The sequence below is a fragment of the Actinomadura alba genome (genome assembly GCF_014323705.1).
Taxonomy (GTDB): domain Bacteria; phylum Actinomycetota; class Actinomycetes; order Streptosporangiales; family Streptosporangiaceae; genus Actinomadura_C; species Actinomadura_C alba.
Window position 1 is genome coordinate 552430 of record NZ_JABVEC010000002.1, and the last position, 26017, is coordinate 578446.

Here is a 26017-nt window from a genome sequence, read left to right on the forward strand (position 1 = left end):
GCTCGGTGCTCGGTGCTTGGTCAGCGGGTGGCGATGATGGCGGAACCGTGGCCGAACAGGCCCTGGGTTACGGCGATGCCGACCCGGGGGTTCTTCACCTGGCGGCCCTCGGCTTCCCCGCGCAGTTGCCAGGTGAGCTCGCAGACCTGCGCGATCGCCTGGGCCGGGACGGCCTCGCCGAACGAGGCCAGTCCGCCGCTCGGGTTGACGGGCAGCCGCCCCCCGAGGGCCGTCGCCCCCGAGCGCAGCAGGTGCTCCGCGTCGCCTTCGGGACACAGGCCGATGTCCTCGTACCAGTCGAGCTCCAGCGCGGTCGACAGGTCGTAGACCTCCGCCAGCGACAGATCCTCCGGCCCGACGCCCGCCTCCTCGTACGCGGCGTGCGCGATCGCCGAGCGGAACGGGCGCTGCGGCTCCGGCACGGTCATCGTCGAGTCGGTGGCGAAGTCGGGCAGGTCGATGACGGTCTTGGGAAACGTCGGGGTCACCGTCGACACGGCCGAGATCCGCACCGGATCCGGCACGCCGTGCGCGCGGGCGAAATCGAGTGACGACACCACGACCGCCGCGCCGCCGTCGCTGGTCGCGCAGATGTCCAGCAGCCGGAGCGGATCGGCCACCACCGCGGACGCCTGCACGTCCTCGGCGGTGACCTCCTTGCGGTAGCGGGCGTTTGGATTGGCCAGGCCGTGCCGGGCGTTCTTCACCTTCACGGCGGCGAAGTCGTCGAGCGTGGCGCCGTGGACGGCCATCCGGCGCCGCGCGTACAACGCGAAGTACATCGGGTTGGTCGCGCCCAACAGGCGGAACCGCAGCCAGTCCGGATCGTTCGGCCGATCCCCGCCGACGGGCTTGAAGAAGCCCTTCGGCGCCGCGTCCGCCCCGACCATCAGCGCCACGTCGCACAGGCCGGCCAGAATCCGCGCCCGTGCGATGTCGATGGCCTGGGCGCCCGAGGCGCACGCCGCGTAGCAACTCGCCACCCGGGCCCCCGACCAGCCGAGTGCCTGCGCGAACGTCGCGCCCGCGACGAAGCCCGGATAGCCGTTGCGGATCGTGTCAGCTCCTACGACGTACTGGATGTCACGCCGGCTCAGGCCGGCGTCGGCGAGCGCCGCCCGGGTGGCCACCAGGCCGTACTCCACGAAGTCGCGGCCCCACTTGCCCCACGGGTGCATCCCGGCGCCGAGCACCGCGATCTCTGTGCTCGTGCTCATTGGCTCGCTCCGCTCGCCGGTTCGCGGGCGCTTTGACGCGGCGGCTTCCCTCGTCGCTCCGGTCGCAGGCTCCCTGCGCTCCTCAGTCCAGCCACCGCGCGCCCGCTCACAGTGCTCATGGGCTCGCTCCGCTCGCTCCGTTGACGGGGCGCCATTGCCAGATCAGGTATTCGGCCTCGTCGTCCGCGTAGAGCGTGCCGACGGTGAGCTCGACCTCCATCCCGACGGCAAGGTCGTCGACGCCGATGCCGGGGACGACCTGGCCGAGCACGACGATGCGCTCCTCCTCGAGCTCCACCGCGGCGATCGCATACGGCCGGAACGGCTCCTCCGCCACGTGCGGGGGCGGCGGCCGGTACCGGTTGCCGGCGTACGACCAGATGCGCCCGCGAGCGGACAGCGGGTGCTCTTCCAGCTCGGATCCGTCCTTGGGGCCGGTGCAGGCGGGGTTGCGGCAGGCGAGCTCGTTGCGCGGGAAGTACGGCGTCCCGCAGCTCGTACAGCGGGTGCCGACCAGCCGCACGGGATCGGTGGTGAACCAGCCGTCCACGGCGGGACGTCGCACAAGCCTGCCCACGCGGCCTCCTTGACCAAGCGACCGCTCAAATCTATAACACGTTCTACTTTGCCGGGAAGGAGGGTGACTCGAGTGCGACCGCGAACAATTGCAAGATCACGGTGGGGGAGAGGGGGGTGCGGGTGGTGTCGGGGTTGGTTTGGTGTGGCTATGCGTGGTCGTTCGACTTGATGGCGGTGACGAAGGTGGCCCATTCGGTTGCCGTGAAGGCGAGCTTGGGGCCGTCGGGGTTCTTGGAGTCGCGGACCGCGATCGCGCCGGGCAGTCCGGCGACCTCGACGCATTGGCCGCCTTGGCCGCTGCTGCGGTTGCTCTTGCGCCACTGTGCGGCGGCGACTTCGACGCAATCCTCGCCGCCCTGTCCGCTGTGGCTGCTCTTGCGCCAGTGCATGGCGGGCAGGTCCAATTCGCTCATCTGAGGTCCTCCACAGCCTTCACGATCCTCTTGTGGGACTCGCTGCGGGACAGCGCCGCCCCGGTGACCAGGTCGAACCGTACAGCGCACTCCGTCACCGTGTCCGACTCCTCGATGACCTGGCCGATGCCGGGTCCCTCCTGGTACAGGATCTCCGTGCCGTCACCAAGCCGCAAGAGGGTGAACTTGCCGTCCAGGCCGGCGTAGGTGACCGACGTGAACGGCAGCACCCGCACCTGGATATGTGGAGACTCGGCGAACTCCGCCAGCCGCGTGAGCTGCTCGCGCATCACCTCGGGACCGCCGACCGGGCGGTGCAGGACGGCCTCGTCGAGCACAAAGGAGGCGTGCGGCGGCTTCTCTCGGCGCAGGATCTCCTGTTGCTCTAGGCGGGCGGCCACCCGCTCGTCCAGTGCATCGGACGAGAGCGAAGGATTCATGACCGCTCGGATGTAGGGCTCGATCTGAAGCAGGCCAGGGACAAGCTGCGCCACGAAGGAACGGATGAGCGCCGCCTCTCTCTGCAATTCCATGTACCTGGGAAACCCGGGCAGCAGGACGCGGCGTCTGGTTGCTCGCTTGATGGATTTCCACAGGCGGTGGAAGCCGCCGTCGCTGTCGAAGTAGGTGTCGAGGTCGATGGCGAACTCCTCGGAGGGGGACTTCTCCGCGAGTTCGACCTGGCCGATCCACTGTGGTGAGCAGCCGAGTGACTCGGCGAGCTGGTTCATCGACAGGCCGGCCTTGTTGCGGTACGTACGGAGCTCGGCGCCGAAGTGGCCGATGAGGGAGTCAGGATCGGGATCGCGCTGAGGACGGGGCATGGGGCTCTCCGAAATCTCCACCCGAGGCCTGGTTGGTGTGAGCCAAGGGTGGGTTGCGTTCGAGCTGATCGAGGTTCATTGCGCAGCGTAATCGCGTCACGACACTCTGGTCACTGAAACGGCGAAGTCGCATACGCGGCCGGAGCAGGGCTTCCAATGGGCAGCCTGCCGGTCGGTCTCGAACCCCCCAATGGAAGGACCGCCATGACGTTATTGCGGGAATCGGTGGCCCTCCCCACGCTTTTCTCGTGGTCGGTGGTCACCCGCTGCGATGGTGCGGTGCTTCTGGGCGCGGTCGGGGTCACTGATGAGGAGCAACGCGCCTTGGCGGGGCTCGGGGATGCGTTGCGGGAAGCGCCGGCCGGGGCTCGTGGCCTCGTTCACCGGGTGATGCTCAGCTTCGCCAGGTGCGGTTACGTGTACGAGAGCCTGATAGCCCGCGCCGCCCTCGACCCCCGCAGCGGCGCGATCGTGTGGGAGCAATTCCCCCGCGGCTCATTCGGCAGGCTCAACCTCCTTTTCGGCGAGACGGATGACTCGATTCCTCCGGAGGCACTCGCGGCCGGACTCGCGGATCTGGAAGCCGACCGCGAAGTACGAGCGCTTGCGGAGCCGTACCAACACGGACGGCTTTAGGCATGGGCGTGCTCTGGGTGCCCGACCTCGTGTGGCCACCGGTGCCGAAGAGCCTGCACCGGGCGGAACCCCAACTGGTGCCGGGCCGCGTGCCCACTGATCGTCCGGCAGGGGAAGGCCGGACCAGCGGCGGCACGGCCGTCCCCCCGGGTCGTGCCGCCGCGCCCCTCGTACGGCCCCGCGTCAACGGGACATCCTCTGCCGGAGCGCCGGGCCGTACGAGCCTGCGGAACCGGTGCCGTGTCCGCGACCTCTTCTCGTTCCGGCGGCTCGGCGCCGGGCCTGCCCGGCCACACGCTCAAAGGACACGGAGGACCGACTGAAATGCCCCATCAACACCACCTCAGTGACCGGGACCGTGAGGCGCTCCATCTGGCTCATGACCTTCGGATCCGGATGGCGGAATGGATGTCGGACCGTGGCCTCGCCGGGACGCCGGTGGTCTCGCCTTACATTGACCCCTCGGGGCTGCCGAGCGTGCTGGTGCAGCTGAACTCTTACGTCGCCCGCGCCATGGTGCTGAGCCTTGGCGAGACCTCAGTGACAGGTCCACGGAGATCACCGACCCGGTAGAGGCGGTAAGCGTTCACCGCGTCCTGCAAGGCGGCATACCAACTGGTCGGTCACCTCGCTAATGTGGGACCGAGCCTGATTCGGTGGGCTGCCGGCGCAGCACGTCGTGCGAACAAGGGAAGGAACCGGTACGTGCAGACGGGACTTCAAGGCAAGACCGCATTGATCACCGGCGCGTCGAGGGGCATCGGCAAGGCGATCGCCGTGGCACTGGCCGGAGAGGGCTGCAACGTCGTGCTGTCCTCCCGTAAGCAGGACGCCCTCGATGTCGTGGCCGGAGAGATCCGTGCCGCCCATCCGTCGGCGGGGGTGCTGGCCAAGGCCGCGCACGTGGGCGAGGAGGACCAGGCCCGCGCCTGTGTCGAGGCGGCCGTGGCCGAGTTCGGCGGGATCGATGTGCTCGTGAACAACGCCGGCACGAACCCCTACTTCGGCCCGATGGTCGATCTCGACACCGCGCGGGCGGCCAAGACGGTCCAGGTGAACCAGTTCGCCATCGTGCAGTGGACGCAACTGGCCTGGAAGGCGTCGATGGCGCAGCGCGGCGGTTCGATCATCAACATCGCCTCGGTCGGCGGCCTGGTGACCGAGCACGGCATCGGCTACTACAACGCCACCAAGGCCGCGGTCATCCACCTGACCCGCCAGTTCGCCATGGAGCTCGCTCCGGGCGTACGGGTCAACGCGATCGCACCGGGCCTGGTCAAGACGCATCTCGCCCGCGCACTCTGGGAGAACAACGAGGAGGGCATCAGCAAGTTCATGCCCCTCGGCCGGATCGGCGAGCCCGAGGACATCGCGAACGCGGCGGTCTTCCTGGCCGGCGACACCGCGAGCTGGCTGACCGGGCAGGCCCTCGTGGTCGACGGCGGCGCCATGATCCGCCCATCCATCGCCTGAGAGAGCAGGGGAGACGTATGAGCGCACGCTGGGGACTGACCATTCCGCTCACCGGGGTGCCGCTGCCGGAGCATCGGGAGATCGTCGGTGAACTGGCCGACCTCGGTTACACCGACGCCTGGTCGGCCGAGACCAATGGTTCGGACGCCTTCACACCGCTCGCGCTCGCGTCGCAGTGGGCGCCGCGGCTGCGGCTCGGCCCGGCCATCGTGCCCGTCTTCACGCGCGGCCCGGCACTCCTGGCGCAGCACGCCGCCACCATGGCCCAGCTCGCACCGGGCCGGTTCGTCCTCGGCATCGGCACCTCCTCGCCCGTGATCGTGGAGCGCTGGAACGGCGTCCCGTTCGAGGAGCCCTACAAGCGCGTCCGCGACACCCTGCGCTTTCTGCGGAGCGCCCTGAAGGGCGAGAAGGTCACCGTTGACCACGACACCGTCTCGGTGAAGGGGTTCGCGCTCGACCTGGTCCCCGAGACCCCGCCGCCCATCGTGCTCGCCGCGCTGCGTCCCGGGATGCTGCGGCTGGCGGCCAGGGAGGCGGACGGAGCGATCACCAACTGGCTGGCCCCGCACGATGTCAAGAAGGTACGGGCCGAGCTCGGCGCCGAGCCGGAGCTGCTCGCGCGGATCTTCGTGTGCCCGACGGAGGACGCGGAGAACGCGCGCCGGCTCGGCCGCAGGCTGATCGCCGCCTACATGACCGTGCCCGTGTACGCGGCCTTCCACGAGTGGCTCGGCCGCGGTGAGGCGCTCAAGCCGATGAACGAGGCATGGGCCGCCGGAGATCGCAAGGGCGCCCTGGAACTCATCCCCGACGAGGTGGTCGACGACCTGATCGTGCACGGCTCGCCGCGACAGTGCCGGGCGCGTGTTCAGGAGTACGTCGACAACGGGCTCAGCACCCCGATCCTCGCGGTGCTGCCGGGCAGCGATCTCTCGATGCCCGCCGCCGTGCGGGCCCTCGCCCCGGCCGGATGAGAGGCGCCAGGTCCGCAAGCCAGGGCGTTTCGGCTGTTTAGGGGAGGTCAGTGCGGGCAAGGGGCCACCGATCCGCGAATCGGAGTGTCCTGGTGACCAGGGCGTTTCCGGTAAACGAATACATGAGGAGTGGTCGTGCTTACGCTGACCGACAACGCCGCACAAGTGATCCGCTCGGTGTCCGACGAGCCCGAAGTGCCCCCGGAGACCGGTCTACGCATCGCCTCGGGGCCCGAGGGCTCCGGCTCGCTCAGCCTGTCGGTGACCGCTGGCCCGGAAGCGGGCGACAAGGTGGTCGAGAGCCATGGCGTACGGGTCTACCTGGAGTCCGAGGCGGCTGAGATGCTGACCGACAAGACCCTCGACGCCGAGGTCGACGAGCATGGGGATGTGGCATTCCTCATCGGGGACCAGGCCTCTGAAGGAGGATGACCAAGGGCGCTGAACGGTCGTCCGCGCGATTCGTGATCTGACGGCCGTTCAGCGTCCGCGTCCGCCCGGGGCCCTGGATCCGTGGATCCGGGGCCTGATCGCACATGCGAAGATCGACGTCAGCGGCACCGCAAGGGAGGGAGGCGAGAGCGATGCGGCTCACCAAGCTGGGGCACGCGTGCGTACGGCTGACCGAGGACGACCGGACGCTCGTCATCGATCCGGGCGCGCTGACGTCCGAGGACGCCTTCGCGGGCGCCGACGCGATCCTGATCACGCACGAGCACTTCGACCACTTCGAGGGCGACCGGCTCCGGCGCGCGATGGCCGCCGATCCGCGACTCGAGGTCTGGACCTGCCGTCCGGTCGCCGAGGGGCTGTCCGATCTGGGCGGCCGGGTCCACGTCACCGGGCACGGTGACGCGGTGACGGTGGCCGGCTTCGAGGTGCACGTCTACGGCGAGAAGCACGAGATCGTCCATCCGGACGTTCCTCCTGTGGACAACGTCGGGTTCCTGGTGGGCGGCGAGGTCTTCCACCCGGGCGACGCGTTCACGGTGCCCGACGTCGAGATCCCGACGCTCTGCCTGCCGACGAACGCGCCGTGGATGAAGGCGCTGGACATGTACGCCTACCTTCGCGAGCTCGAACCGCGGCGTGCCTACTCCGTACACGACGGCCTGCTCAATGAGGTGGGTCTCAGCCTGGTCGACGGGCAACTCGGCGGTGAGGCCAAGCGGACCGGCGCGGACATCCGGCGCCTGCGCGACGGCGAGTCCGTGGAACTGTGACACCGCGAAGGAACTGACACCGCGACTGACACCGCGAAGGGGAGAGGGGAAGGGCGAAGCATGCGCATCGAGGCGGTCTTCTTCGACATCGGGGAGACGCTCGTCAACGAGGGTGAGATCTACGGCCGCTGGGCGGACTGGCTGGGCGTTCCCCGGCACACGTTCCTCACCAAGCTCGGCGCGATCCTCGTGACCGATGGATCGTACGCGGAACTGTTCGAGTACTTCCGTCCCGGCTTCGACCTCGAGACGGAGGAGCGGCGCAGGGCGGAGGCGGGCATGCCGAACGGATTCACCGCCGACGACCTCTACCCCGACGCCCGCGCCTGCGTGTCGGCCCTGCGCGACCAGGGCGTGTTCGTCGGCGTGGCGGGCAACCAGCCCGCGGCCGCCGCACGGCAGTTCGCCGATCTCGGCCTGAAGGTCGACGTCGTCGGCATCTCGGCGGCGTGGGGCGTGGAGAAGCCCGCTCCGGAGTTCTTCCGGCGGTGCGTCGAGGCGGCCGACCGGCCCGCCGGGCAGGTGCTGTACGTGGGGGATCGCATCGACAACGACGTCCGTCCGGCGCTGGACTGCGGGATGCAGGTCGCCTTCCTGCGGCGGGGACCCTGGGGGTACATCCAGCGCGACGACGAGGCGCTGGAGCGATGTCGCTTCCGGCTGGACTCGCTCGCCGAACTGCCGTCGCTGGTCGCGGAGCACAATCGCGAGCACTGACGGCCGGGCCGCGAGCCCTCGGCCGGCCGCCGGACCGATCCGTGCGTAACCGCGACACGGACCCGGTGCACCCACCTACGATTACCATGATCAGTAGAATCGTCCCCGCGCCACGGCCGCGGAGTGTCCAGGTTTGTACCGGCTCTCGGAGGCACGTCCCCGGTGTCGGAACTATGGGCCCCGGAGTTACCACGAAAGTCGGCTGGGTAGGGGGGACGTGACCTGCGAGTCGCATCCGAAATGTCAGCAAATATCGATATGGTCACACATATGCCTAATGAGTCGACCGGGGATCTCGGCCCCACGGACCCCGTGGAGACCCGCGCCGACGCCGACCCGAGGCGCCTGCTCGCCCGGCGTTACCGGCTGGGCAAGCCGGTGGGGCGCGGCGGAATGGGCACGGTATGGCAGGCGCACGACGAGGTCCTCGGCCGCGACGTGGCGGTCAAGGAGGTCATCCTTCCGCACGGGCTCAGCGACGATGAGCGCGCGATCCAGTACAAGCGGACCTTCCGCGAGGCCCGGACCGCCGCACGGCTGGGCCACCCCGGCGTCGTCACCGTCTACGACGTCGTCGAAGAGGACGGCCGGCCCTGGATCATCATGGAGCTCATCCAGTCGCGGTCGCTGGATCAGGTGATCAAAGGTGAGGGGCCGCTGCCCCCGCGCCGGGCCGCCGAGATCGGCCGGCAGATGCTGGCCGCCCTGCACGCGGCGCATGAGGCCGGAGTCCTGCACCGCGACGTGAAGCCGAGCAACGTGCTCCTCGGCGCGGGCGACCGCGCGGTGCTGACCGACTTCGGCATCGCCACCGCGACCGGTGACGTCACTCTCACCCAGACCGGCCTCGTGATGGGGTCGCCCGCCTACATAGCGCCCGAGCGCGCACGCGGGCGCACCGTCGGGCCCGCCTCCGACCTGTGGTCCCTCGGCATCACGCTCCATGCCATGGTCGACGGGAAGTCACCGTACGAGCGGTCCGAGCCGATGGCGTCGCTGGTGGCGATCATCTCCGAGGAGCCGGAGCCCGCCGCCAACGCCGGGCCCCTCGCACCGGTCATCGAGGGTCTGCTCCGCAAGGACCCCGACGAGCGCATGGACGCCCGCGAGGCCGGCACCCTGCTGGACGAAATCGTCCGCGCGGAGTCTCCGGCCGTACATAATCCGGCCGTACAGAAGACGCGTCCGATCCCGATGCAGCAGGGCGAGGCCACGCGGGCCCCGGCGCGGGACGCGGCGGAGGCCCTACCCGAGTCGCCGGCCGCTCGCACCGTCGGCGACGGCGACGCGGGAATCGCCATCCCCTGGGACGCGGACGCCGACGACACCGCCGAGGCGGCCGACGCCGTAGTGGGCGCCGAGTCGACCATGGCGGCCGACCGGTCCGCACCGGGCCCAGCCGGCCGGCGGTGGACACCGCGAGTACAGGTGACGACGACCTCGGTGATCCTGGTCATCGTGGGGATCGCGCTGCTGGCGCTCGGCATCGTGGCGATTCAGGCGGCGAACTCCGACAACGACGCCGCGCAGCAGTCGAACAACTCCAAGGCGCCGGTGGGGTCGCCGAAGAGCCCGTCGGCGAAGTCGTCACCGAAGTCGCCGGCGCCCTCACCGAGTCCGTCGAGCTCACCGGAGCGGAGCTCGTCCGGCGTGCCCGAGGGCTTCCGCACCCATGAGGACCCGAGTGGTTTCTCCGTGGCCCTGCCCAGGGACTGGAGCGGGCCCGAGCGGCGCTCGTACTCGAAATCCAGCGTGTTCTTCTTCTCGCCGGACCGCGACGCCTACCTCCAGATCGACCAGACCTCCGAGCCGGGTAAGAGCGCGCTGGAGGACTGGCGGAGACAGGCGCAGAGCGCCCCGAGCCGGTTCCCGGGATACCGGGAGGTCAGGCTCGAGGCACTGGCCGAGGGCGACCCGGTCGCCGATCCCTCGGGCCGTAAGGCCGCGGACTGGGAGTTCACGCACGGCTCGACGCACGTGCTCAACCGCGGCTTCGTGACCAACGGTCATGGTTACGCGATCCTGCTGTCGGTACCCGAGCGCGAATGGGACAAGACTTTCGAGCGTCTCGCGCCCGTGTACGAGTCCTTCAAGTCCGAGGACTGACTGCGCGCTCCCAACCCACCCGGCCGTCACGAGGCGGTGAACGTCCGGTAGACCGTGTCGAGGTGGGTCGTCGCCGACGACCAGTCGTGCTCCAACGCGCGGAAGTAGATGGCGTAGGTTCGGCCGTTCAGGCGTACGAACCGGTCCTTGGCCCGCACGGTTCCCACGCCGGCGGCGTCGTCGAAGGTGAAGTCCCAGTCGGCGGCGTCCACACCCTGGTACTTCAGCCCCTGGATCGACGTGATGGCGTAGCCGGGAAATCCGGGGTCGCCGGGAGCGTCGCCATCGGCCCGGTAGGCCTGTTGCAGCGGGGTACCGGTCCAGGCGGTCTGGTCGATCTGCAGGAACGTTGTCCGGTGGGGAGCGTCCCAGAAGACGCTCCTGCCCGCCGACCGCCTCGTCCAACCGGTGGGAACCGCGACGCTGAACCCGGCCTCGTCGGCGGTGCTGTAGCCCGCGGGGGCGCTGTTGCGGAGGGCCGTCGATCCGCCGGAGCCGTTGCCCCCGGTGCCATCGCCTCGTGAACGCGAGGTCTCGCTCCCCGCGGCCGCGTCCGTGCTCGTCAACTGGGACCGCAGCATCAGCCCGATGACGATCGCGGCCACGACGATGATCGCCGCGACGACGACGATGAGGGCGGTCTTCGCGCGCTCCCGCTGCCGCGCCGTGGCCTGCGGTCGCGGCTGGGTGTCGTGCCAGTGCGCCATCTCGGACGACACCCGGTCCCACTCCACCTGGGTCGGTGGGTCCGCGGCGTGCGGCGGTACCGGCGTCCACGAGGACGGCTGCGTGTGGGGTCGGTCGGGTGGTCGCGTGGGCGGCGGGGTGTACGCCGTGCGATCGAATTGCGCGGCCATCTCGAGCGACGCGGCGTCCCGCACCGTACTCTCCGTGCCGCCGAACCCGCCGGGTGGCGGATCGAGCATCGTGGCGTCGTCCGGCCGAGCCGCGCCGGTGCGTGCCACGGCGCGAAGCATCGGCAGCGCCTCGTCGGCGCTGATGCGGTAGGCCGGGTCGCGGGTGAGCAGGCCGTCGAGGACCGGGCGCAGCGGCCCGGCGTTGCGCGGCGTCGGCACCGGCTCGGTCAGGGCCGCCGCGAGTGCCGCCACCCCGTCTTCGCGCTCGTACGGCGGCCCGCCCTCGACCGCCGCGTACAGCGTGGCGCCGAGCGCCCACAGGTCCGAGGCCGGCGATGCCCGCTCGCCCTGCGCCCGCTCCGGCGGAATGTAGTTCGGCGAGCCCATCACCAGGCCGGTCTGGGTGAGCGTCGTGTCGCCCTCGGACTGGGCGATGCCGAAGTCGGTGAGCACGACACGACCGTCGCCGGTGACCAGCACGTTGCTCGGCTTGACGTCGCGGTGCAGCACTCCGGCCGTGTGCGCGTGGCGCAGGGCGCTCAGTGTCTGGTGGCCGAACTCCGCAGCGCGCGCGGGCGGGAGCGGGCCGTCCTCGTTGATGATGTTCTGCAGAGAGCGAGCCTGGACGAACTCCATCACGATCCACGGCCGCCCGTGCTCCTCGACCACGTCGTGCACGGTGACGACGCCGGGATGATTCAGCCGCGCCGACGCCCGCGCCTCGCGGAACGTCCGCTCGTACAGGATCCGCTCTTCGGTGGCGGTGAGGCCCGGTGGGTACAGCACCTCCTTGACGGCCACGTCGCGGCCCAGCACCTCGTCGTGCGCCCGCCAGACGGTGCCCATGCCGCCTCTGCCCACGACTGACACGAGCCGGTAGCGCTGTCCAAGCAGATGACCCTGATCCTGCGCCATTGCGAAATCGTCCCCTGTACGAAGGTCAGCCGCCTACTCTGCGGAGCCTGTCCCAGAATTGCTCATGGTGATGCCCGAGTCACGTCCGTTCACCCCGACTTCACTAGGACGCGGGCCGTACTCCCGGGGTTTCAGCCGCAGGACGGCGGTGCGCGCGGCTCAGGGGGTGAACGTCTCCAGGAAACCGTTCACCCGCTCCTGGGAGGTGTTCCAGTCGGCGGCCGGCAGCGCGACGAACACCGCGTAGCGCCCTCCGTCGGCGGCGATGACACGGCGGTCCACTCCGTGCATCGGTATGCCGGCACGGCCGTTCCAGGTGAACTCGATGTCGGCGGCCTCGTAGGGGGTACCGGTGACGTGCCGGAGGCCGACCCGCCGGTAGCCGTCCAGGGCCCGGTTGGCGAGGACCTCGCGCTCCCACTGCTTCCATGCCTCGTACGGCCGTCCAGTCCACGGCGTTCGGTCGACCTGGAGGTAGGCCGCGGATCCGGGGTCGCGCCAGAACACGCTCGCGCCCTCCGACGAGCGGCGCCATCCGGCGGGCACGGCGACCGTGGCACCGGACACCTGTTCCCTCCGCCAGCCGGCCGGCAACGCGCGCGCGGTCGAGGTGGCCGAGGTCGGCGCCGGACTCACGGAGGCGGGCGCCGCCGAGCCGGCGGTTTTCGTCGCCGTCGCGGTCGATGAGGCGGTCGATGAGGCGCCGTCCGCCCCCGACGCGCGGTGCGAACGGTCCTGTACGAGGAGCACGCCCACGAGCACGATGACGACGGCGACCAGGCCGCCGACCATGGCCAGCAGCCCGCCGTTCAGATCTCTGCGCCGGCGAACGCCCACCGTGTTGAGATCGCCGTCCGCTGTCGACCACGGCACCGCGTCGGGCCCGATCTGAGCGGTCAGGTCACCCGGCCCGGCCACGGCACCGGAGATCGTCGGCCGCGGCTCTCCCATCGTGGGGGCACCGGTGGATTGCGGGGTGTGCGGAAACGGGCTGTGCGGAAACGGGTTTTGCGGATGCGGGTTTTGCGGATGCGGCGTGGTGCCGTCCGCGACCTGGGAGAGCAGGTCCATGGCCGTGCCGGGGTCCATGCGCTGGGCCGGGTCGCGATGGAGCAGTCCCCGCAGCAGCGGCATGAGCGGCCCCGCGTTGTGCGGGGGCGGGGGGTCCTGCGTGAGGATCGCCGCCATGACGGCCATGGCGCTGGTCTGCGGATAAGGCGGTCGGCCTTCGCAGGCGGCGTAGAGCGTCGCTCCGAGCGCCCACAGGTCGGAGGCGCCCGTCGCGCGTTCGCCTCTGACCCGTTCCGGCGCGATGTACGCGGGAGATCCCACCAGCAGACCGGTATGGGTCAGCTGTGGGTCGCCCTCCACCTGGGCGATGCCGAAGTCGGTGAGGATCGCGCGGTCGTCGCCCGTGATGAGCACGTTGCCGGGTTTGACGTCGCGGTGCAGGATGCCCGTCGCATGGGCGGCCCGCAGCGCACCGAGCGTCTGGCGGCCCATGTCCGCGACCCATCGTGGCGGCCGCGGCCCTTCGTGCTCGATGACGTCCTGCAGTGAGCGCGACTCGACGAACTCCATGACGATCCACGGTCTGGCGTCCTCGTCGACGACGTCGTGGACGGTCACGATGCCGGGATGGTTCAGCCGGGCGGTCGCCCGGGCCTCCCGAAGCGTGCGATGGTGCAGCAGGTCCCGCTCCTCGTCGGCGAGGTCGCGGCGTACGACGACCTCCTTGACCGCGACCTCACGGGCGAGCACCTCGTCGGTCGCCCGCCAGACGGTGCCCATGCCGCCCTGGCCCACGACGGACATCAACCGGTAGCGCCGTGCGAGGAGTCGCCCCGCCTCCTGTGCCCCCTGTGACATGTCCCGCGACTTTACAGATCGCCGCTAACAGATCCGTATCGCCGTAGAAGATTGGCAAAGACAGTGATGATCAAGCTTTGATGATCAGGCTTTGTGGCGGTGTGGCGTGCCAGGATCCTTGATCGACGTGATCTGGGCGGACGGCTGACCGAGCCAGCCGGGTCTGACCAGGCCGGACTCATAGGCGAACACCACGAGCTGGGCCCGGTCGCGGGCACCGAGCTTGACCATGGAGCGGCTCACGTGGGTCTTCGCCGTCGCGGGGCTGACCACCAGCCGCGCGGCGATCTCCTCGTTCGTGAGTCCCTCGCCGACCAGCGTCATGACCTCGCGTTCGCGGTCGGTGAGCGAGTTCAGATGGGGCGACGGGCGCGGCTCCTTCGCGCGCGTGGCGTACTCGGCGATCAGGCGCCGCGTCACGCTGGGCGACAGCAGGGCGTCCCCGGCCGCCACCGCCCGCACGGCGTGGATGAGCTCCACCGGTTCGGTGTCCTTGACCAGGAAGCCGCTCGCGCCTCCGCGCAGCGCCTCGAAGACGTACTCGTCCAGCTCGAACGTCGTGAGGATGACGACGCGGGTGCCGTCGAGCCGCTCGTCGGCGGCGATGAGCCGGGTGGCGGCCAGGCCGTCGAGCACGGGCATGCGGATGTCCATGAGCACCACGTCCGGCCGGTTGGCGCGTGCCAGCCGTACCGCCTCCTCACCGTCGCCGGCCTCACCGACCACCTCGATGCCGTCCTGGGCGTCGAGCAGCGCGCGGAACCCAGCGCGTACGAGCACCTGGTCATCGGCGAGCAGCACGCGGATCATTCATCCTCCTCGAAGGGCAGCCGGGCAAAGACCCGGAACCCGCCACCGGGCAGCGGGCCCGCGGAGAACCCTCCGCCGAGAGCCAGCGCCCGTTCCCGCATGCCGGGGAGCCCGCTGCCCCCCGAGTCGTCAGGGAGCAGCACCGCTCCCTTGCCCTCGTCCTCGATCTCGACCTCGATGTCCAGCTCACCGTAGGTGATCCGGACCCGGGTCCGGACCGGCATCGGGCCGGCGTGCCGGGTCACGTTGGTCAGCGACTCCTGGACGATCCGGAACGCCGCCAGGTCCACGCCGGCCGGCAGGGGCCGGGCGGTGCCGCCGATCTCGCTGTGCAGGTCGAGCCCGGCCGCTCGGGCCCGCTCCAGGAGTTCGTCGAGGCGTGCCAGCCCGACGGTGGGGGCGCGCGGTGCGACGTCCTCGCCCTGCTGCCGCAGCACGCCGATGACCGAGCGCATCTCGCCCAGCGCCTCCTTGCTCGCCTCCTTGATGGCGGCCAGCGCGGTGCGGGCCTGCTCGGGTCGGTCGTCCATGAGATGCAGGGCCACCCCCGCCTGCACGTTGATCATGGAGATGTTGTGGGCCAGCACGTCGTGCAGTTCCCTCGCGATGCGCAGCCGCTCTTCACTCGCTCGCCGCCGCCCCTCCTCCTGCCGGGTCCGCTCGGCCTGTGCCGTCTTCTCGCTGCGGATCCGTACGATCTCGGCGCTGGTCAGCACGACCAGCACCCAGGCAACGACGAACGTGGTGCCGAGGAGGGTCGGGCGCTCCATCGGGAAGACGCGGTCGGAGGCGACACCGGCCTGCTCCGCCGGCAGGCCCAGCCGGGCCGACAGTGTGAAGAAGCCGGTGAGGCCGGCGCCGGTCGCGATCCACACGAAGCGCCGGTGCCCTGCCGTCACCGCGGCGGTCATCGCCACCGCCGCCGAGAGGAAGGCCGGGCCGTAGACGTAGGCCCGCAGGTAGTAGAGGAGGGTGATGGCGCTCACCGCGAGCAGCGTGACGATCGGGCGCCGGCGGCGGGCGAGCAGGATCAGCGGGCCCGCGCAGAGCAGGAGGTGCGCGAAGAGGTCCAACCTCGTCGGGTCGTAGATCTGCTCGTCGCCGTACACGCCCCGCTCGGCCCCGGTCGAGCCCATGAGCTGGAAGAACAGGACCACGAGCGGCACCGTCCACACGGGCAGCCGGCCGAGCCCCGGCCAGTGCGCCAGCCGGCTGATGCGGGACGAGATCACACCGACACCGTAGGCGAGAGACCGGCGTGGTCACGTCCCCCTGGCGAGGTGGCCGGTGCTACGCCCGGGGAGGCCGGTGCTACGCCCGGGGAGGCCGGTGCTACGCCCGGGGAGGTACGCACTGACCGGGACCCAATGCGCCGGCGGGTGGCGTGGCCGGCCGCGTCCGCTACTTCCCTGGTCGCACGGGCGGACGTACCGCGGTGGGAGTAGCGATCGTGGCGGTGATCCACCGTGCGAAGGAGCGGAAAGGTCTCCGTGCGCCTGATGACACGGCCGCCCGGGCACGCGACGATGGCAGCGCGACGGAACGGAAGGGGCCGGTGATGACATCCCCTCCCATCGCGGCCCACGCCCGCACCCCGGTTCGGGTGGGGTGGGCGGCCGCGGATCAGGTCGTGCCACGGCCGCGCTCGGAGGCCGGCGAGGCCGGTCGCGTGGTCTTCATCGTGCTGCTCGGCAGCTGGATAGTGGCCGTGACCGCTTCCGGGGTCCTCATCCCGCCGGTGCCCCTGCTGGTCTTCCTGCTGTTCCAGGTCTCGGCGCGTCGCCGCCGGGCGTCCCGAGGGCCCGAGCCCGCGGTCGCCCGCGGCCCGGCTCGGCAAGCCGAGCGTCCGGTGTCGGTGGGCCACTGAACGCGGCGCAGGACGCGCGCCCGGGCGACTTCGTTGTCGTCGGGCGGCGAGTTGACCGTTAACGGCCATGTGGCGATCCGGTCCGGACATTCGCGTGGACATCAGCGACTTACAGAGTGACCGTCTCGATGGTTGATGATTCACGGACAGGGGTTTGCAATGATCAACGGCCAGGCCGCGTCGCTTCCCGCGGGCGATCCGCACGACCTCGCGCCGCGCGCCTCCGCCCGGGTGCGCGAGTCGCGGGAGCGGGCATGCGACCCGCGCGCTCCGGAGGCCGGAGGACCGGCCGGGGTCGAGGACGTCGCGGGCGAGGACGTCGCGGGCGATGCCGTCCTCTGGCGACGCCGGCTGCGGCACGACATCCACCACGAGCTCGGCACCATCATCATGCTGGCATCCGCCGTGATGGTGTCGGACGACGTCGGCCCGAGGAGCCGGGAGCGGGTCGAGCAACTGCTGGGCGAGGCCCGGTGGCTCGACCACCTCCTGCGGCAGCTCGACGAGGACGGCGACTCGCCGGTGCGCCGCCCGGAGCGCATCCGGGCGGACGACGGCCAGGCGCAGCGGGTCGCGCGGTTCCTCACCCCGCGTGAGCGCGAGGTGCTGACCCGGCTGACCCGCGGTGAGTCGACACTGGCCCTCGCCAAGGCCATGGGCGTGACCCGGAGCACCGCCCGCACCCACGTGCAGAGCGTCCTCACGAAGCTCGGCGTGCACTCCCAGCGCGAAGCGGTCATCGAGGCCGCCCGGTACGGCCTGGTCAGTGTCGAGACCGGGGAGTGGCTGCTGTCCTGAGCCCGGCGCAGCACGTCCCCGAGCGCCTCCGGCGGGATCCATCCGCCGCTGACGCGCCGCGGATCCCGCAAACGCCGTACCCGATCGCCGGCTTGGCCCACGATGAGCGGCCCCGAATGGACCTCGTACCGGTAGTGATATGGCCGCTAATGTCCGCGTATGACCAACCTCGCACTCTTCGCCATCGCGTCCGGCGCCATCGTCGCCGTGCCGGGGCCGAACCACCTTTACATAGCGACGCACAGCATCAGCGCCGGCCGCCGTGCCGGGATCGCGTCGGCGCTCGGGGTCGAGACCGGAACGCTCGTGCACATCCTCGCCGCCGCGGCCGGCCTGTCGGCGCTGATCGCGGCATCCGCCACCGCGTTCAACGCGGTGCGCTACGCAGGTGCCGCCTATCTCATCTACCTGGGTGTTCGTACGCTTCTCACACGCGATCAGGACGACGGTGACCAGCCGGTCGTGCCGCGGCGGCTGGGCCGCGTCTATCTCGAAGGCGTCGTCGTCAACATCTTCAACCCCAAGACCATCCTGTTCTTCCTCGCCTTCCTGCCGCAGTTCGTGAACCGAGAGGCCGGATCGATCCCGTTGCAGGTGATCGGCCTTGGAATGGTGCTCGTGCTGATCGGATTGGCCAGTGACGTCCTCTACGCGTTCGGTGCCGGCTCGCTGGGTGAACTGCTGCGCCGGAGCCCCCGCTTCCGGCGTGGCCGGCGGTACGCCACGGGTGCCGTCTACCTCGGCCTCGGCGCGGCCACCGCGTTGGCGGGGCCTCGTCGCGCATAGGAGTCGCACATAGGAGTCGCGCAGTAGGAGTCGCGCATGGGAACCGGGTTCGGGGGGAACCTTCCGGCTTGCCGAGCCGGGTGGGAGGAAAGGTTCATCCTTTGCATAGCGATTCGTTGCAACGCGTTGACATGCGAGATCCGCAGCGTAGTTTGGCCCCTACTGTGCCCATACTGCGTCAAGAGGATGTTCCGGATGTGTCTTCATGCAGTAGTCACGTGTCGCCCGGTCGTGTCCCGGGCTCAGGTGGGCGCCCCTCGTGAGCGTCGGATCCGGCCGCGCCAGTGCGGGCGGCGCCCGCGAAGGCAGCGCCCGCGAAGGCAGCGCCCGTGAAAGCATTGCCGGTGAAGGTATTGGTCGCCGGTGTCGGTGACGTCCTGCTGAGCGATGACGGATTCGGTGTCGAGGTCGCGAGGCGGCTCGCCCGCGACCCGTTGCCCGGTGGTGTCCGGGCGATCGAATTCGGGGCCCGCGCCGCCCGTCTGGCCGCTCACCTTCTGCACGGGTGCGAGCTCCTGGTCCTGATCGACACGGTGCAGCGCGGCGGCGAGCCCGGCACCCTCTATGTGATCGAATCCGACGGCACACGGGCCGTTCACCGCTCCGGTGCCGTTCGCGCGCCCGGAGGCTTCTCGCCGCCGGCCGTGCCCCGCCCGTCGCCCGCCACGGGTGAGGCGGCGATGGGCGGCGCCGAGGAATCGCTCGACGCGGTCGTCGCGGTGTTCCGGTCCCTCGGCGGGGACATCGCCAGGATCATCGTGGTCGCCTGTGAGCCCACCGACGTCAGCGCCGGTGTCGGACTCACCGTGCCGGTCGCGCGAGCGGTCGACGACGCCGTGGTGATCGTACGAGAACTGCTCGTGGCGGCGATGGAAGAGACGCCCGGCCAGGCCGGCTGATCACTGGCCGATCAGCCAGGCCATGGAGCGGGTGGCGGCGAGGGCGTGCTCGCCACCGGCGGTCAGGGCGTGCCGAGCCGGCGCAGTAGCTCCTCACGCCTGGCCTCCAGCTCGGCGGCGAACGCCTCCTGCTCCTCGGCCGCCGTGATCAACAGTGCCCGCTCCGCCGCGTCGGTCGGCTCGTACCATTCCTCACCGATCTGCCGGCGCAGCTCCTCAGCCGTCCGGCGCAGTTTCATGAGATCGGCCTCCACCTGACGGAGCTCCTCCCGGAGTGCGGCCTTCGAGTCCTCTGGCTCCATGGATACCCCTCCCCGTACGGCGTGCCTGCTTCCCCGGCGTGCCTGCTTCCCCGGCATGCTTGCTTCCCCGGCATCGCGCCTCCACACGCGCAGGAGGTCAGCCGCGAGGGGCGTACATGATGACGGCGACACCGGCCAGGCAGACGAGGGCGCCGATGACGTCCCAGCGGTCCGGGCGAAAACCGTCCATGACCATGCCCCAGGCCAGCGAACCGGCGACGAAGACGCCGCCGTACGCCGCGAGAACGCGGCCGAAGTGCACCTCGCTCTGGAGAGTGGCCACGAACCCGTAGAGCCCGAGGGCGAGGACGCCGCCGCCGATCCAGGCGAGACCGCGATGTTCGCGAACGCCCTGCCAGACCAGCCATGCGCCGCTGATCTCGGCGACGGCGGCGAGGACGAACAGCAACAGTGAACGGGCGATGGTCACGCACGCGACCGTAGCGAACGGCCTGCCGAGCCCGGCCGACCGCCCCGGGAACCCGCCGGTGTCACACAGGCGTGCGACACGATCGCGAACGTCAACGACACCGCGCTGGCCGTGAACACCGGTGCGATCGCGCACTCCGCCGTCGTCTACGCCTACAGCGGCGACCTGCCCGGTCCGGACGTACGGCCCGCGCCCGCCGCGAACCGTACCGCCGCCAAGGCCGCCGCCCCGACCACGATCACGACCACGGAGGACTCACGAAGTAGGGGAGGACCCCCCGGAACGACACCGCGCGCGCGCCGATCGGTGCGCGCGTGCGGCTGTCAGCCGTCCTTCGGGATGGTGAGGCGATCGAGGCGCAGGCCGCCGAAGGCGTCGGCGGTGACACCGCGCACCCGCTCCGACCAGACCAGGTGGTCGTGGCCGTACCACAGCGGCGTGACCGGCAGATCGCGCAGCAGGGCGCTCTCCGCCAGACGGGCCGGTACGACGCCTTCGTCGGGGGTGGCGGCGTCCTCCGCCTCAGCGATCAGGTCGGCCGGGTACTTCGCGCGATAGCCGGTCGGGACCCCCAGCACGGGGGCGAGTGCGGCGACCGGGCTCGGATAGGCGGGCGCCGAGTGCACCATGAACGGCCCGTCGACCCGCTCGTCCGCGAGCGCCTCCCGGTACTCCGCGGTGGGCAGTGCCTTCAGCCGTACGTCGAGTTTCAGCGCGTCGCGCAACTGCTGCGCGACGGCCCGCATCGCGGGTTCGTCGGTGGCGTCGAACCAGAGGGTCACCGGGCCGGTCAGCCCTCCGGCGTCCGACAGCGCCGCGGCAGCGGCGGCCGGGTCGTGCACGCACATCCGGCACTGGCCTTCTCGGCGGCCAAGCGTGACACCGGCCGGGACGAGTGAGACGGCGGGTGAGGCCTGCTGCCCCAGCGCGCCCTCGGTCACCGCGCTCCGGTCGACGGCCATCGACATCGCCTGCCGCAAAGTCACCGACGTGAACCGCTTCTCCCGCAGCGGGAAGGCGAGGTAGGTCGTCTCCCGGCCCTGCACGATGAGGTGCCGCCCGCGGAACTCGGTCTCCATGAACCGGTGCCTCTCAGCCGGCACCCGGGTGGCGACGTCGAGTTCACCCGCCTGTACGGCTGCGTACTGCCGTGCCGCGTCCGGCATCGTCCGCACGACGATCGGCCGGTCCTCGGGCTTCGCGCCCACCCGTACGAGGGTGGTCTCGCGCTGGTCGTGGCCGCGGACGCGGTACGGGCCGTTGCCGATCGGCAGCCGCTCGTACGACCGCCAGTCGCGCGAGCGCAGGACGGCGTCCGGCAGCGGCAGGAAGGCCGGGTCGCCGAGCAGTGCGGGGAACCCGGTCAGCGGGCGGTCGAGGGTCACCCTCAGCGTCCGGGCGTCGACCGTCTCGAGGCCGGCGACGCGTCCAGTCTCGGCGGCCTTGGCCGCTCCCTTCACCCGCGCGACCTCGGTGAACAGCCGTGCCCCGTGCCATCGTTCGCGCAGCACGGCGGTCCAGGCGCCGGTGAACGAGTCCGCGGTCACCGCCGAACCGTCGTGGAACCTTCCGCCCGCCCTGAGCCGTACGGTCCACACCCGCCGGTCGTCGCTCGTGATCGACTCGGCCGCCGCGTTGACCGCCGCCCCGGTGCGCGGGTCGTACGACACCAGGCCGGTCCACACGGCGCCCGCGATCATCCGGCCGGTGGCGTCGCGCACGTCACCGGGAACGAGGGACGCCGGCGCGGCCGCGCCCACCGAGATGCGCTCGTCGTCGGACCCGCTCAACGCTCGTACGGCGACGACCGGACCCACGAGCATCGCCACGGCACCCGTGACGAGGGCGACAGTACGCGTGGTGGTCTTCACGGGCCTCCCTGGAGTGCGACGTGGCGACGCCGGTGAGCGTACGGCAACGTGGGCCGACTGCGGAAGATCTTCAAGACCGGTGGAGCGCACCCCACACCTCACCAGCCGACTGTTCAGCAACCGACATACGGCGGCCGGAATGTTTGGCACTCGTCGCCGATGATCAACACCGGGTGCACGTCGACACTGGTCGCGGCGATGATCCGCTCGAAGTGGAGGCGTGATGTCCACCCGAACCGCCGTGCGGCGGGCCTTCTATAGCAGTGTCGCGGCCGGCGCCGCGCTTGTCCTGAGCGCCGGAACGGCCTGGGCTTGTCCACCGGACCAGGGTGCGCAGCAGACGCGGACGCAGGGCGTACAGGCTCAGGGCGAGGGCCGTGACCTCGGGACGCACGCCGGACACTCCCGGCGTGACGTGGGCAAGACATCGGCTCAGGTGTCCGAGGCCGTCAAGGGCGTGCAGCACGTGGGCAATGTGCCCGACGCCAAGGACGCCACCTCGCTGGTGTTCATGGACTACGGCAGCGGCCGTGACAAGCGCACCATCGTGTACGTCTCCGGCCGGTTCGGGCTCAAGGGCTACGACATCACCGCCGATCCCACGCGGCCGCGACTGGTCGGAGAGTTCAGCCTGCCGGGCTTCTGGCAGAGCGAGGACACCGACGCCGACCACAAGCGCAAGATCCTCTACCTCTCGCGCGACCCGCGCGCGTACGGCGGCACGACCGACACCGGCGAGTCGGGCGTCTACATCATCGACGTGTCGAAGCCGGAGAGCCTCAAGCAGCTCGCCTACCAGGTCATTCCGGCCGGGCACACGACCTCCTGCATCAACGACTGCCAGTACCTGTGGACCGGCGGACCGGCCAAGGCCAGCTGGATGCCCGCGGACTGGGGCGGTCGCCCGGTGTGGGTCACCGACGTGCGCAACCCGCGCAAGCCGAAGGTCTTCCCGAACCCGATCGACACCGGCCGCAACGACGGCAAGACCGACTACACCCACGACATCCAGGTGGACTCCAGCGGGGTGGCGTGGGCGTCCGGTCGCGGCGGCGTGCGCGGCTACCACACCAGCGGATGGCGCTACGACCCGGTGAAGAAGCAGGCGCGCAAGGCGACCGCGTGGGATCCGGTGCCGTACGCGGGCGGCGGAATCGACGAGGCGACCACCAACTCCTCGTTCATGCACAACAGCTTCCGGGCCGTCGGGCGCACCCGGGACCAGGGCGCCGACCCGAAGAAGTGGGGCGACGGCGAGATCCTCGTCGTGACCGAGGAGACCTTCAACGACGGCTGCGCCAACGACGGGCTGACGGTGATCGCCTCGCTCAAGGGGTCGTACGGCGGCCAGGGCTGGCGCTCGACCCCGGAGGCGCCGTTCCGGCTGCGGACGCTCAGCACTTGGAGCGTCGCCGGCCAGGAGGGCAGCCGTGATGACTCCGGCGACTGCTCCGCGCACTACTTCGATGTCAAGGACGGCGTGATCGCGCAGGCCTTCTACGGGCAGGGCACCCGGTTCCTGGACATCACCGACCCGACGAACCCGCGGCAGATCGCCTACTACCGGCCCGACGACGCGCGGGCCTGGGCGTCGTACTTCCACGGCGGCTACGTCTACGTCGCCGACAACGCGCGCGGCATCGACATCCTCAAGCCCACCTACCGTCGCTGACCCTCCGACCACCACCCACCCGTGATCATGCAGTTGTTCGCGCGGCCCCGAGCCGACCACCCGCGAACAACTGCATGATCACGGCTGTGTTGGTCGGAGCACCGGTCAGAGGGCCACGAAGGCGAGGCCCCGTTGCTTCAGCGCGGGGATCACGCGCCGCAGAGCCTCGACGGTCTGGGCGCGGTCCCCGCCGCCGTCGTGGCAGAGGAGGACATCTCCGGCCTTCGCGCCCAGGAGCTTGGCCTCGATGCTGCGCGTGCCGGGGCGGGTCCAGTCGCGCGTGTCGACCTCCCAGTCGATGCTCACCATGTCGTGCTGGGCCGCGGTGTCCATGATGTGCTCGGTCCAGGCCCCGCCCGGGGCCCGGAACCACCTCGGCGCGACGCCGGTGGTCTGCGCGATTCGGTCGTGCGCGCCGCCGATCTCCTCCCGCAGCCGGGCGGCGGAGGCCCCCGGCAGGTCCATCGGATGGGTCACGGTGTGGTCGGCGATCTGGTGTCCCGCCGCGACCATGCGCTTCGCCAGCGCGGGGAACTCCTTGACCTGCTCCGCGACCACGAAGAACGTCGCGGGGACGCCGAACTGGGCGAGCAGGTCCAGCATCATCGGCGTCCACTTGCGATCCGGGCCGTCGTCGATGGTGAGCGCCACGGCGTTCGGGGGAGCGGCGGGCGTCACGTCGTGCAGTGTGTGCACCGGTCGGCGCAGTGCCCGCATCGGCCGCCCGCGCGCGTAACCGGGATCGGGTCGCGTGTGCCGCGACATCTGGAACGCGGCGGTGTCCGCCGGATGCTCGCCGGGCCGCACGGGTCGTGCGGGGCGGGCCGATTCGCACGAGGCAGTAAGCATCCCCGCGCCCACGGCGGCGAAGGTCACCAGCGCGTGCCGTCTGCACATCTCTCCCACGACGTCCCCCGACCTCGTCTCCCGCCGCGTTCCCGGCCAGAACCCGACATACCCGGGGGTGTCTCGGGGGCAAGGCGGAGCAAGGGCGAGTCTCGGTCGCTTCCTCGTCAAGCCGGGGTGAAAAGGGTCAAGTCCTCTCACTCGACGTCGTCCACAGCGGTGGCCATCCGGGGGTCGAGGGCCGTCGACCGAATTAACGGGTATTTCCGGTGGGTTGGTAGGGAATACATCTGTCGATGAGACCGTTGCAAGCGCCCGTGAGGTTTTCCGTCGTGCGCACCTGGCTGGTGGCCCGGCTCTATGTGGATCTGTGCCGCCTGTCCGGCGTGCTCTGTTGACCGACCCGGTTCTACGAGTCATCTCGACCCGCCATCCGGCCCTTCTGGTCCCTGTTGATCCAGACCGATCCATACGATCCGTGCCGATTCGTACTGATCTATAGCGATCCGTACCGGTTCATGTCCACCCATGCCGTCGCGACATCGACGTGACGGTCCCCGCTCATGATGGAGACACACCCCTGTGAGTCGTACCGTAACCCCCTGGAAGTGGCCCTTCGGGGCACAGATCTTGGTCGGCGTCGTCCTCGGCGTCGTCCTCGGATTCATCGCCCGCAACGCCGACGTCGCCTGGCTCGCCACGACCCTGACGAAGATCGGTGAGATCTTCGTCCAGCTCCTGAAGCTCGCCGTGCCGCCGCTCGTCTTCACAGCGGTGGTGCTCAGCGTCACCAACCTCCGCAACGTCTCCAACGCCGCCCGGCTCGTAGGGCGCACCGTCGCCTGGTTCATGGCGACCTCGCTCATCGCGGTCGCGGTCGGCATCGCCATCGGCCTGATCACCAACCCGGGCCAGGGCGTCCGGCTCGACGTCGCGGGAGCCACGGCACCGGCCGCCGAGGACCGCGGCTCGTGGCTGGACTTCCTCACCGGCATCGTCCCGACCAACGTCTTCACCGCCTTCTCCGAGGTCAACGTCCTGCAGATCGTCTTCCTCGGCATTGTGATCGGTGCCGCCGCGATCGCGATCGGTGACAAGGCCGAGCCGTTCCTCGCCCTGAACCAGGCCGTACTCGAACTGGTACAGAAGGCGCTCTGGTGGGTGATCCGGCTGGCTCCGCTGGGAACGCTCGGCCTGATCGGCAAGGCGGTCGCGAGCTACGGCTGGGACCTGCTGTCACCGCTCGCCAAGTTCACCGTCGACGTGTACGTCGGCTGCGCCATCGTCCTGTTCGTCGTCTACCCGCTGCTCCTCGCGTTCGTCGGACGGGTCAGCCCGGTGCGGTTCTTCGCCAAGGCCTGGCCGGCGCTTGAGCTGGCGTTCGTCTCCCGGTCCTCGGTCGGCACCATGCCGCTCACCCAGCGGGTCACCACCGAGCGTCTGGGCGTCTCCGGGGAGTACGCCTCGTTCGCCGTGCCGTTCGGCGCGACCACCAAGATGGACGGCTGCGCCGCCGTCTACCCTGCCCTCGCCGCGATCTTCGTGGCGCAGGTGTTCGACCTGTCGCTGGGTGTCCAGGACTACCTGCTCATCGCGCTGGTCTCGGTGGTCGGCTCGGCCGCGACGGCCGGCCTGACCGGCGCGCTGGTCATGCTGACGCTCACGCTCAGCACGCTCGGCCTGCCGCTGGCGGGCGCCGGTCTGCTGCTGGCCATCGATCCGATCCTCGACATGGTCCGTACCGCGACGAACGTGGGCGGCCAAATGGTCGTGCCGGTCCTCGTGGCCCGGTCTGAAGGGCTGCTCGACGACGAGGTCTACAACGCCCCCGCCAGACCGCTGGAGGAGGCACCGGCCGTGGCCCCGCGCACCCAGCCGCTACCCGCCTGATCCCCCGTACGCACTGATCCCCCGTACGAACCGCGGCGGG

The 26017-nt window shown here is 70.4% G+C and carries 25 protein-coding genes; 13 read left to right on the top strand and 12 right to left on the bottom strand.

Translation table 11 applies throughout. The features are described 5' to 3' along the window. Nucleotides 1–20: 20 nt before the first annotated feature. From HKK74_RS05460 to HKK74_RS05475, 4 genes are all read right to left on the bottom strand, one after another. Nucleotides 21–1217 carry a lipid-transfer protein gene (locus tag HKK74_RS05460; RefSeq protein WP_187241905.1) on the bottom strand — a complete coding sequence of 399 codons (1197 nt, stop codon included), beginning with the start codon at nt 1215–1217 and terminating at the stop codon, nt 21–23. A gap of 115 nt (nt 1218–1332) precedes the next feature. Beyond that, the gene (locus HKK74_RS05465) at nt 1333–1794 is read right to left on the bottom strand and encodes a Zn-ribbon domain-containing OB-fold protein (RefSeq protein ID WP_312881266.1); all 462 of its coding nucleotides are present in this window, start codon (nt 1792–1794) and stop codon (nt 1333–1335) included. A 148-nt stretch (nt 1795–1942) separates the two neighbouring features. Continuing rightward, on the bottom strand, nt 1943–2209 hold the full coding sequence (locus HKK74_RS05470; RefSeq protein ID WP_187241906.1) for a DUF397 domain-containing protein: 267 nt from the start codon (nt 2207–2209) through the stop codon (nt 1943–1945). Beyond that, complete coding sequence (locus tag HKK74_RS05475; RefSeq protein WP_187241907.1) at nt 2206–3033, bottom strand: helix-turn-helix domain-containing protein; 828 nt, start codon at nt 3031–3033, stop codon at nt 2206–2208. Before HKK74_RS05475 ends, HKK74_RS05470 begins: the two co-directional genes overlap by 4 nt. A 156-nt stretch (nt 3034–3189) precedes the next feature. Between HKK74_RS05475 and HKK74_RS05480 the strand changes: the two genes are divergently transcribed. From HKK74_RS05480 to HKK74_RS05510, 7 genes are all read left to right on the top strand, one after another. Continuing rightward, nucleotides 3190–3669, top strand: coding sequence for a hypothetical protein (locus HKK74_RS05480; RefSeq protein WP_187241908.1), 480 nt, complete (start codon nt 3190–3192; stop codon nt 3667–3669). Between the two features lie 705 nt (nt 3670–4374). Next, the gene (locus tag HKK74_RS05485; protein ID WP_187241909.1) at nt 4375–5142 is read left to right on the top strand and encodes an SDR family oxidoreductase; all 768 of its coding nucleotides are present in this window, start codon (nt 4375–4377) and stop codon (nt 5140–5142) included. 17 nt (nt 5143–5159) lie between these two features. After that, complete coding sequence (locus tag HKK74_RS05490; protein WP_187241910.1) at nt 5160–6119, top strand: LLM class F420-dependent oxidoreductase; 960 nt, start codon at nt 5160–5162, stop codon at nt 6117–6119. 135 nt (nt 6120–6254) lie between these two features. After that, a complete protein-coding gene (locus HKK74_RS05495) occupies nt 6255–6551 on the top strand; it encodes an iron-sulfur cluster biosynthesis family protein (RefSeq protein ID WP_187241911.1) in 297 nt (98 codons plus the stop codon). A 152-nt stretch (nt 6552–6703) separates the two neighbouring features. Next, nucleotides 6704–7342, top strand: a complete 639-nt coding sequence (locus HKK74_RS05500) for an MBL fold metallo-hydrolase (RefSeq protein WP_187241912.1) — start codon at nt 6704–6706, stop codon at nt 7340–7342. Nucleotides 7343–7402: 60 nt separating this feature from the next. Beyond that, nucleotides 7403–8059, top strand: coding sequence for an HAD family hydrolase (locus tag HKK74_RS05505; RefSeq protein WP_187241913.1), 657 nt, complete (start codon nt 7403–7405; stop codon nt 8057–8059). Between the two features lie 270 nt (nt 8060–8329). Then, nucleotides 8330–10165: a serine/threonine-protein kinase gene (locus tag HKK74_RS05510; protein ID WP_246491189.1), complete on the top strand. Its 1836-nt coding sequence runs from the start codon at nt 8330–8332 to the stop codon at nt 10163–10165. Nucleotides 10166–10191: 26 nt separating this feature from the next. On the opposite strand, the gene HKK74_RS05515 is transcribed toward HKK74_RS05510, so the two are convergent. The 4 genes from HKK74_RS05515 to HKK74_RS41280 all read right to left on the bottom strand — a co-directional run bounded on the left by HKK74_RS05515 (nt 10192) and on the right by HKK74_RS41280 (nt 15848). Then, on the bottom strand, nt 10192–11937 hold the full coding sequence (locus HKK74_RS05515; RefSeq protein WP_187241915.1) for a serine/threonine-protein kinase: 1746 nt from the start codon (nt 11935–11937) through the stop codon (nt 10192–10194). Nucleotides 11938–12096: 159 nt separating this feature from the next. Then, a complete protein-coding gene (locus tag HKK74_RS05520; protein ID WP_187241916.1) occupies nt 12097–13806 on the bottom strand; it encodes a serine/threonine-protein kinase in 1710 nt (569 codons plus the stop codon). Nucleotides 13807–13890: 84 nt separating this feature from the next. Then, the gene (locus HKK74_RS05525; protein WP_187241917.1) at nt 13891–14616 is read right to left on the bottom strand and encodes a response regulator transcription factor; all 726 of its coding nucleotides are present in this window, start codon (nt 14614–14616) and stop codon (nt 13891–13893) included. Beyond that, nucleotides 14613–15848, bottom strand: coding sequence for a sensor histidine kinase (locus tag HKK74_RS41280; protein WP_222721866.1), 1236 nt, complete (start codon nt 15846–15848; stop codon nt 14613–14615). The genes HKK74_RS05525 and HKK74_RS41280 overlap by 4 nt, the downstream gene beginning before the upstream one ends. A gap of 326 nt (nt 15849–16174) precedes the next feature. Here HKK74_RS41280 and HKK74_RS05535 point away from each other — a divergent pair, with 326 nt between their 5' ends. The 4 genes from HKK74_RS05535 (at nt 16175) to HKK74_RS05550 (ending at nt 18966) form a co-directional block, all read left to right on the top strand. Next, nucleotides 16175–16483: a hypothetical protein gene (locus HKK74_RS05535; protein WP_187241918.1), complete on the top strand. Its 309-nt coding sequence runs from the start codon at nt 16175–16177 to the stop codon at nt 16481–16483. A 159-nt stretch (nt 16484–16642) separates the two neighbouring features. Then, nucleotides 16643–17281 (top strand): helix-turn-helix transcriptional regulator, encoded by a 639-nt coding sequence (locus HKK74_RS05540; RefSeq protein ID WP_187241919.1) that lies wholly within the window; start codon nt 16643–16645, stop codon nt 17279–17281. A 159-nt stretch (nt 17282–17440) separates the two neighbouring features. Then, nucleotides 17441–18067, top strand: coding sequence for a LysE family translocator (locus HKK74_RS05545; RefSeq protein WP_187241920.1), 627 nt, complete (start codon nt 17441–17443; stop codon nt 18065–18067). 329 nt (nt 18068–18396) lie between these two features. Continuing rightward, nucleotides 18397–18966 carry a hydrogenase maturation protease gene (locus HKK74_RS05550; protein WP_222721868.1) on the top strand — a complete coding sequence of 190 codons (570 nt, stop codon included), beginning with the start codon at nt 18397–18399 and terminating at the stop codon, nt 18964–18966. A 62-nt stretch (nt 18967–19028) separates the two neighbouring features. Here HKK74_RS05550 and HKK74_RS05555 read toward each other — a convergent pair whose 3' ends face one another. The 3 genes from HKK74_RS05555 to HKK74_RS05565 all read right to left on the bottom strand — a co-directional run bounded on the left by HKK74_RS05555 (nt 19029) and on the right by HKK74_RS05565 (nt 21569). Continuing rightward, a complete protein-coding gene (locus tag HKK74_RS05555) occupies nt 19029–19268 on the bottom strand; it encodes a hypothetical protein (RefSeq protein ID WP_187241921.1) in 240 nt (79 codons plus the stop codon). A 97-nt stretch (nt 19269–19365) separates the two neighbouring features. Next, entirely contained in the window at nt 19366–19698 is a 333-nt protein-coding gene (locus HKK74_RS05560; protein ID WP_187241922.1) for a YnfA family protein, read from the bottom strand. Between the two features lie 323 nt (nt 19699–20021). Next, nucleotides 20022–21569: a peptide ABC transporter substrate-binding protein gene (locus HKK74_RS05565; RefSeq protein WP_187241923.1), complete on the bottom strand. Its 1548-nt coding sequence runs from the start codon at nt 21567–21569 to the stop codon at nt 20022–20024. Between the two features lie 223 nt (nt 21570–21792). Between HKK74_RS05565 and HKK74_RS05570 the strand changes: the two genes are divergently transcribed. After that, nucleotides 21793–23241, top strand: coding sequence for an LVIVD repeat-containing protein (locus tag HKK74_RS05570; RefSeq protein ID WP_187241924.1), 1449 nt, complete (start codon nt 21793–21795; stop codon nt 23239–23241). A gap of 105 nt (nt 23242–23346) precedes the next feature. Here HKK74_RS05570 and HKK74_RS05575 read toward each other — a convergent pair whose 3' ends face one another. Next, nucleotides 23347–24138, bottom strand: a complete 792-nt coding sequence (locus HKK74_RS05575; protein WP_187241925.1) for a polysaccharide deacetylase family protein — start codon at nt 24136–24138, stop codon at nt 23347–23349. A gap of 531 nt (nt 24139–24669) precedes the next feature. Here HKK74_RS05575 and HKK74_RS05580 point away from each other — a divergent pair. Beyond that, nucleotides 24670–25977, top strand: coding sequence for a dicarboxylate/amino acid:cation symporter (locus tag HKK74_RS05580; RefSeq protein ID WP_187241926.1), 1308 nt, complete (start codon nt 24670–24672; stop codon nt 25975–25977). The last annotated feature ends 40 nt before the right edge of the window (nt 25978–26017 follow it).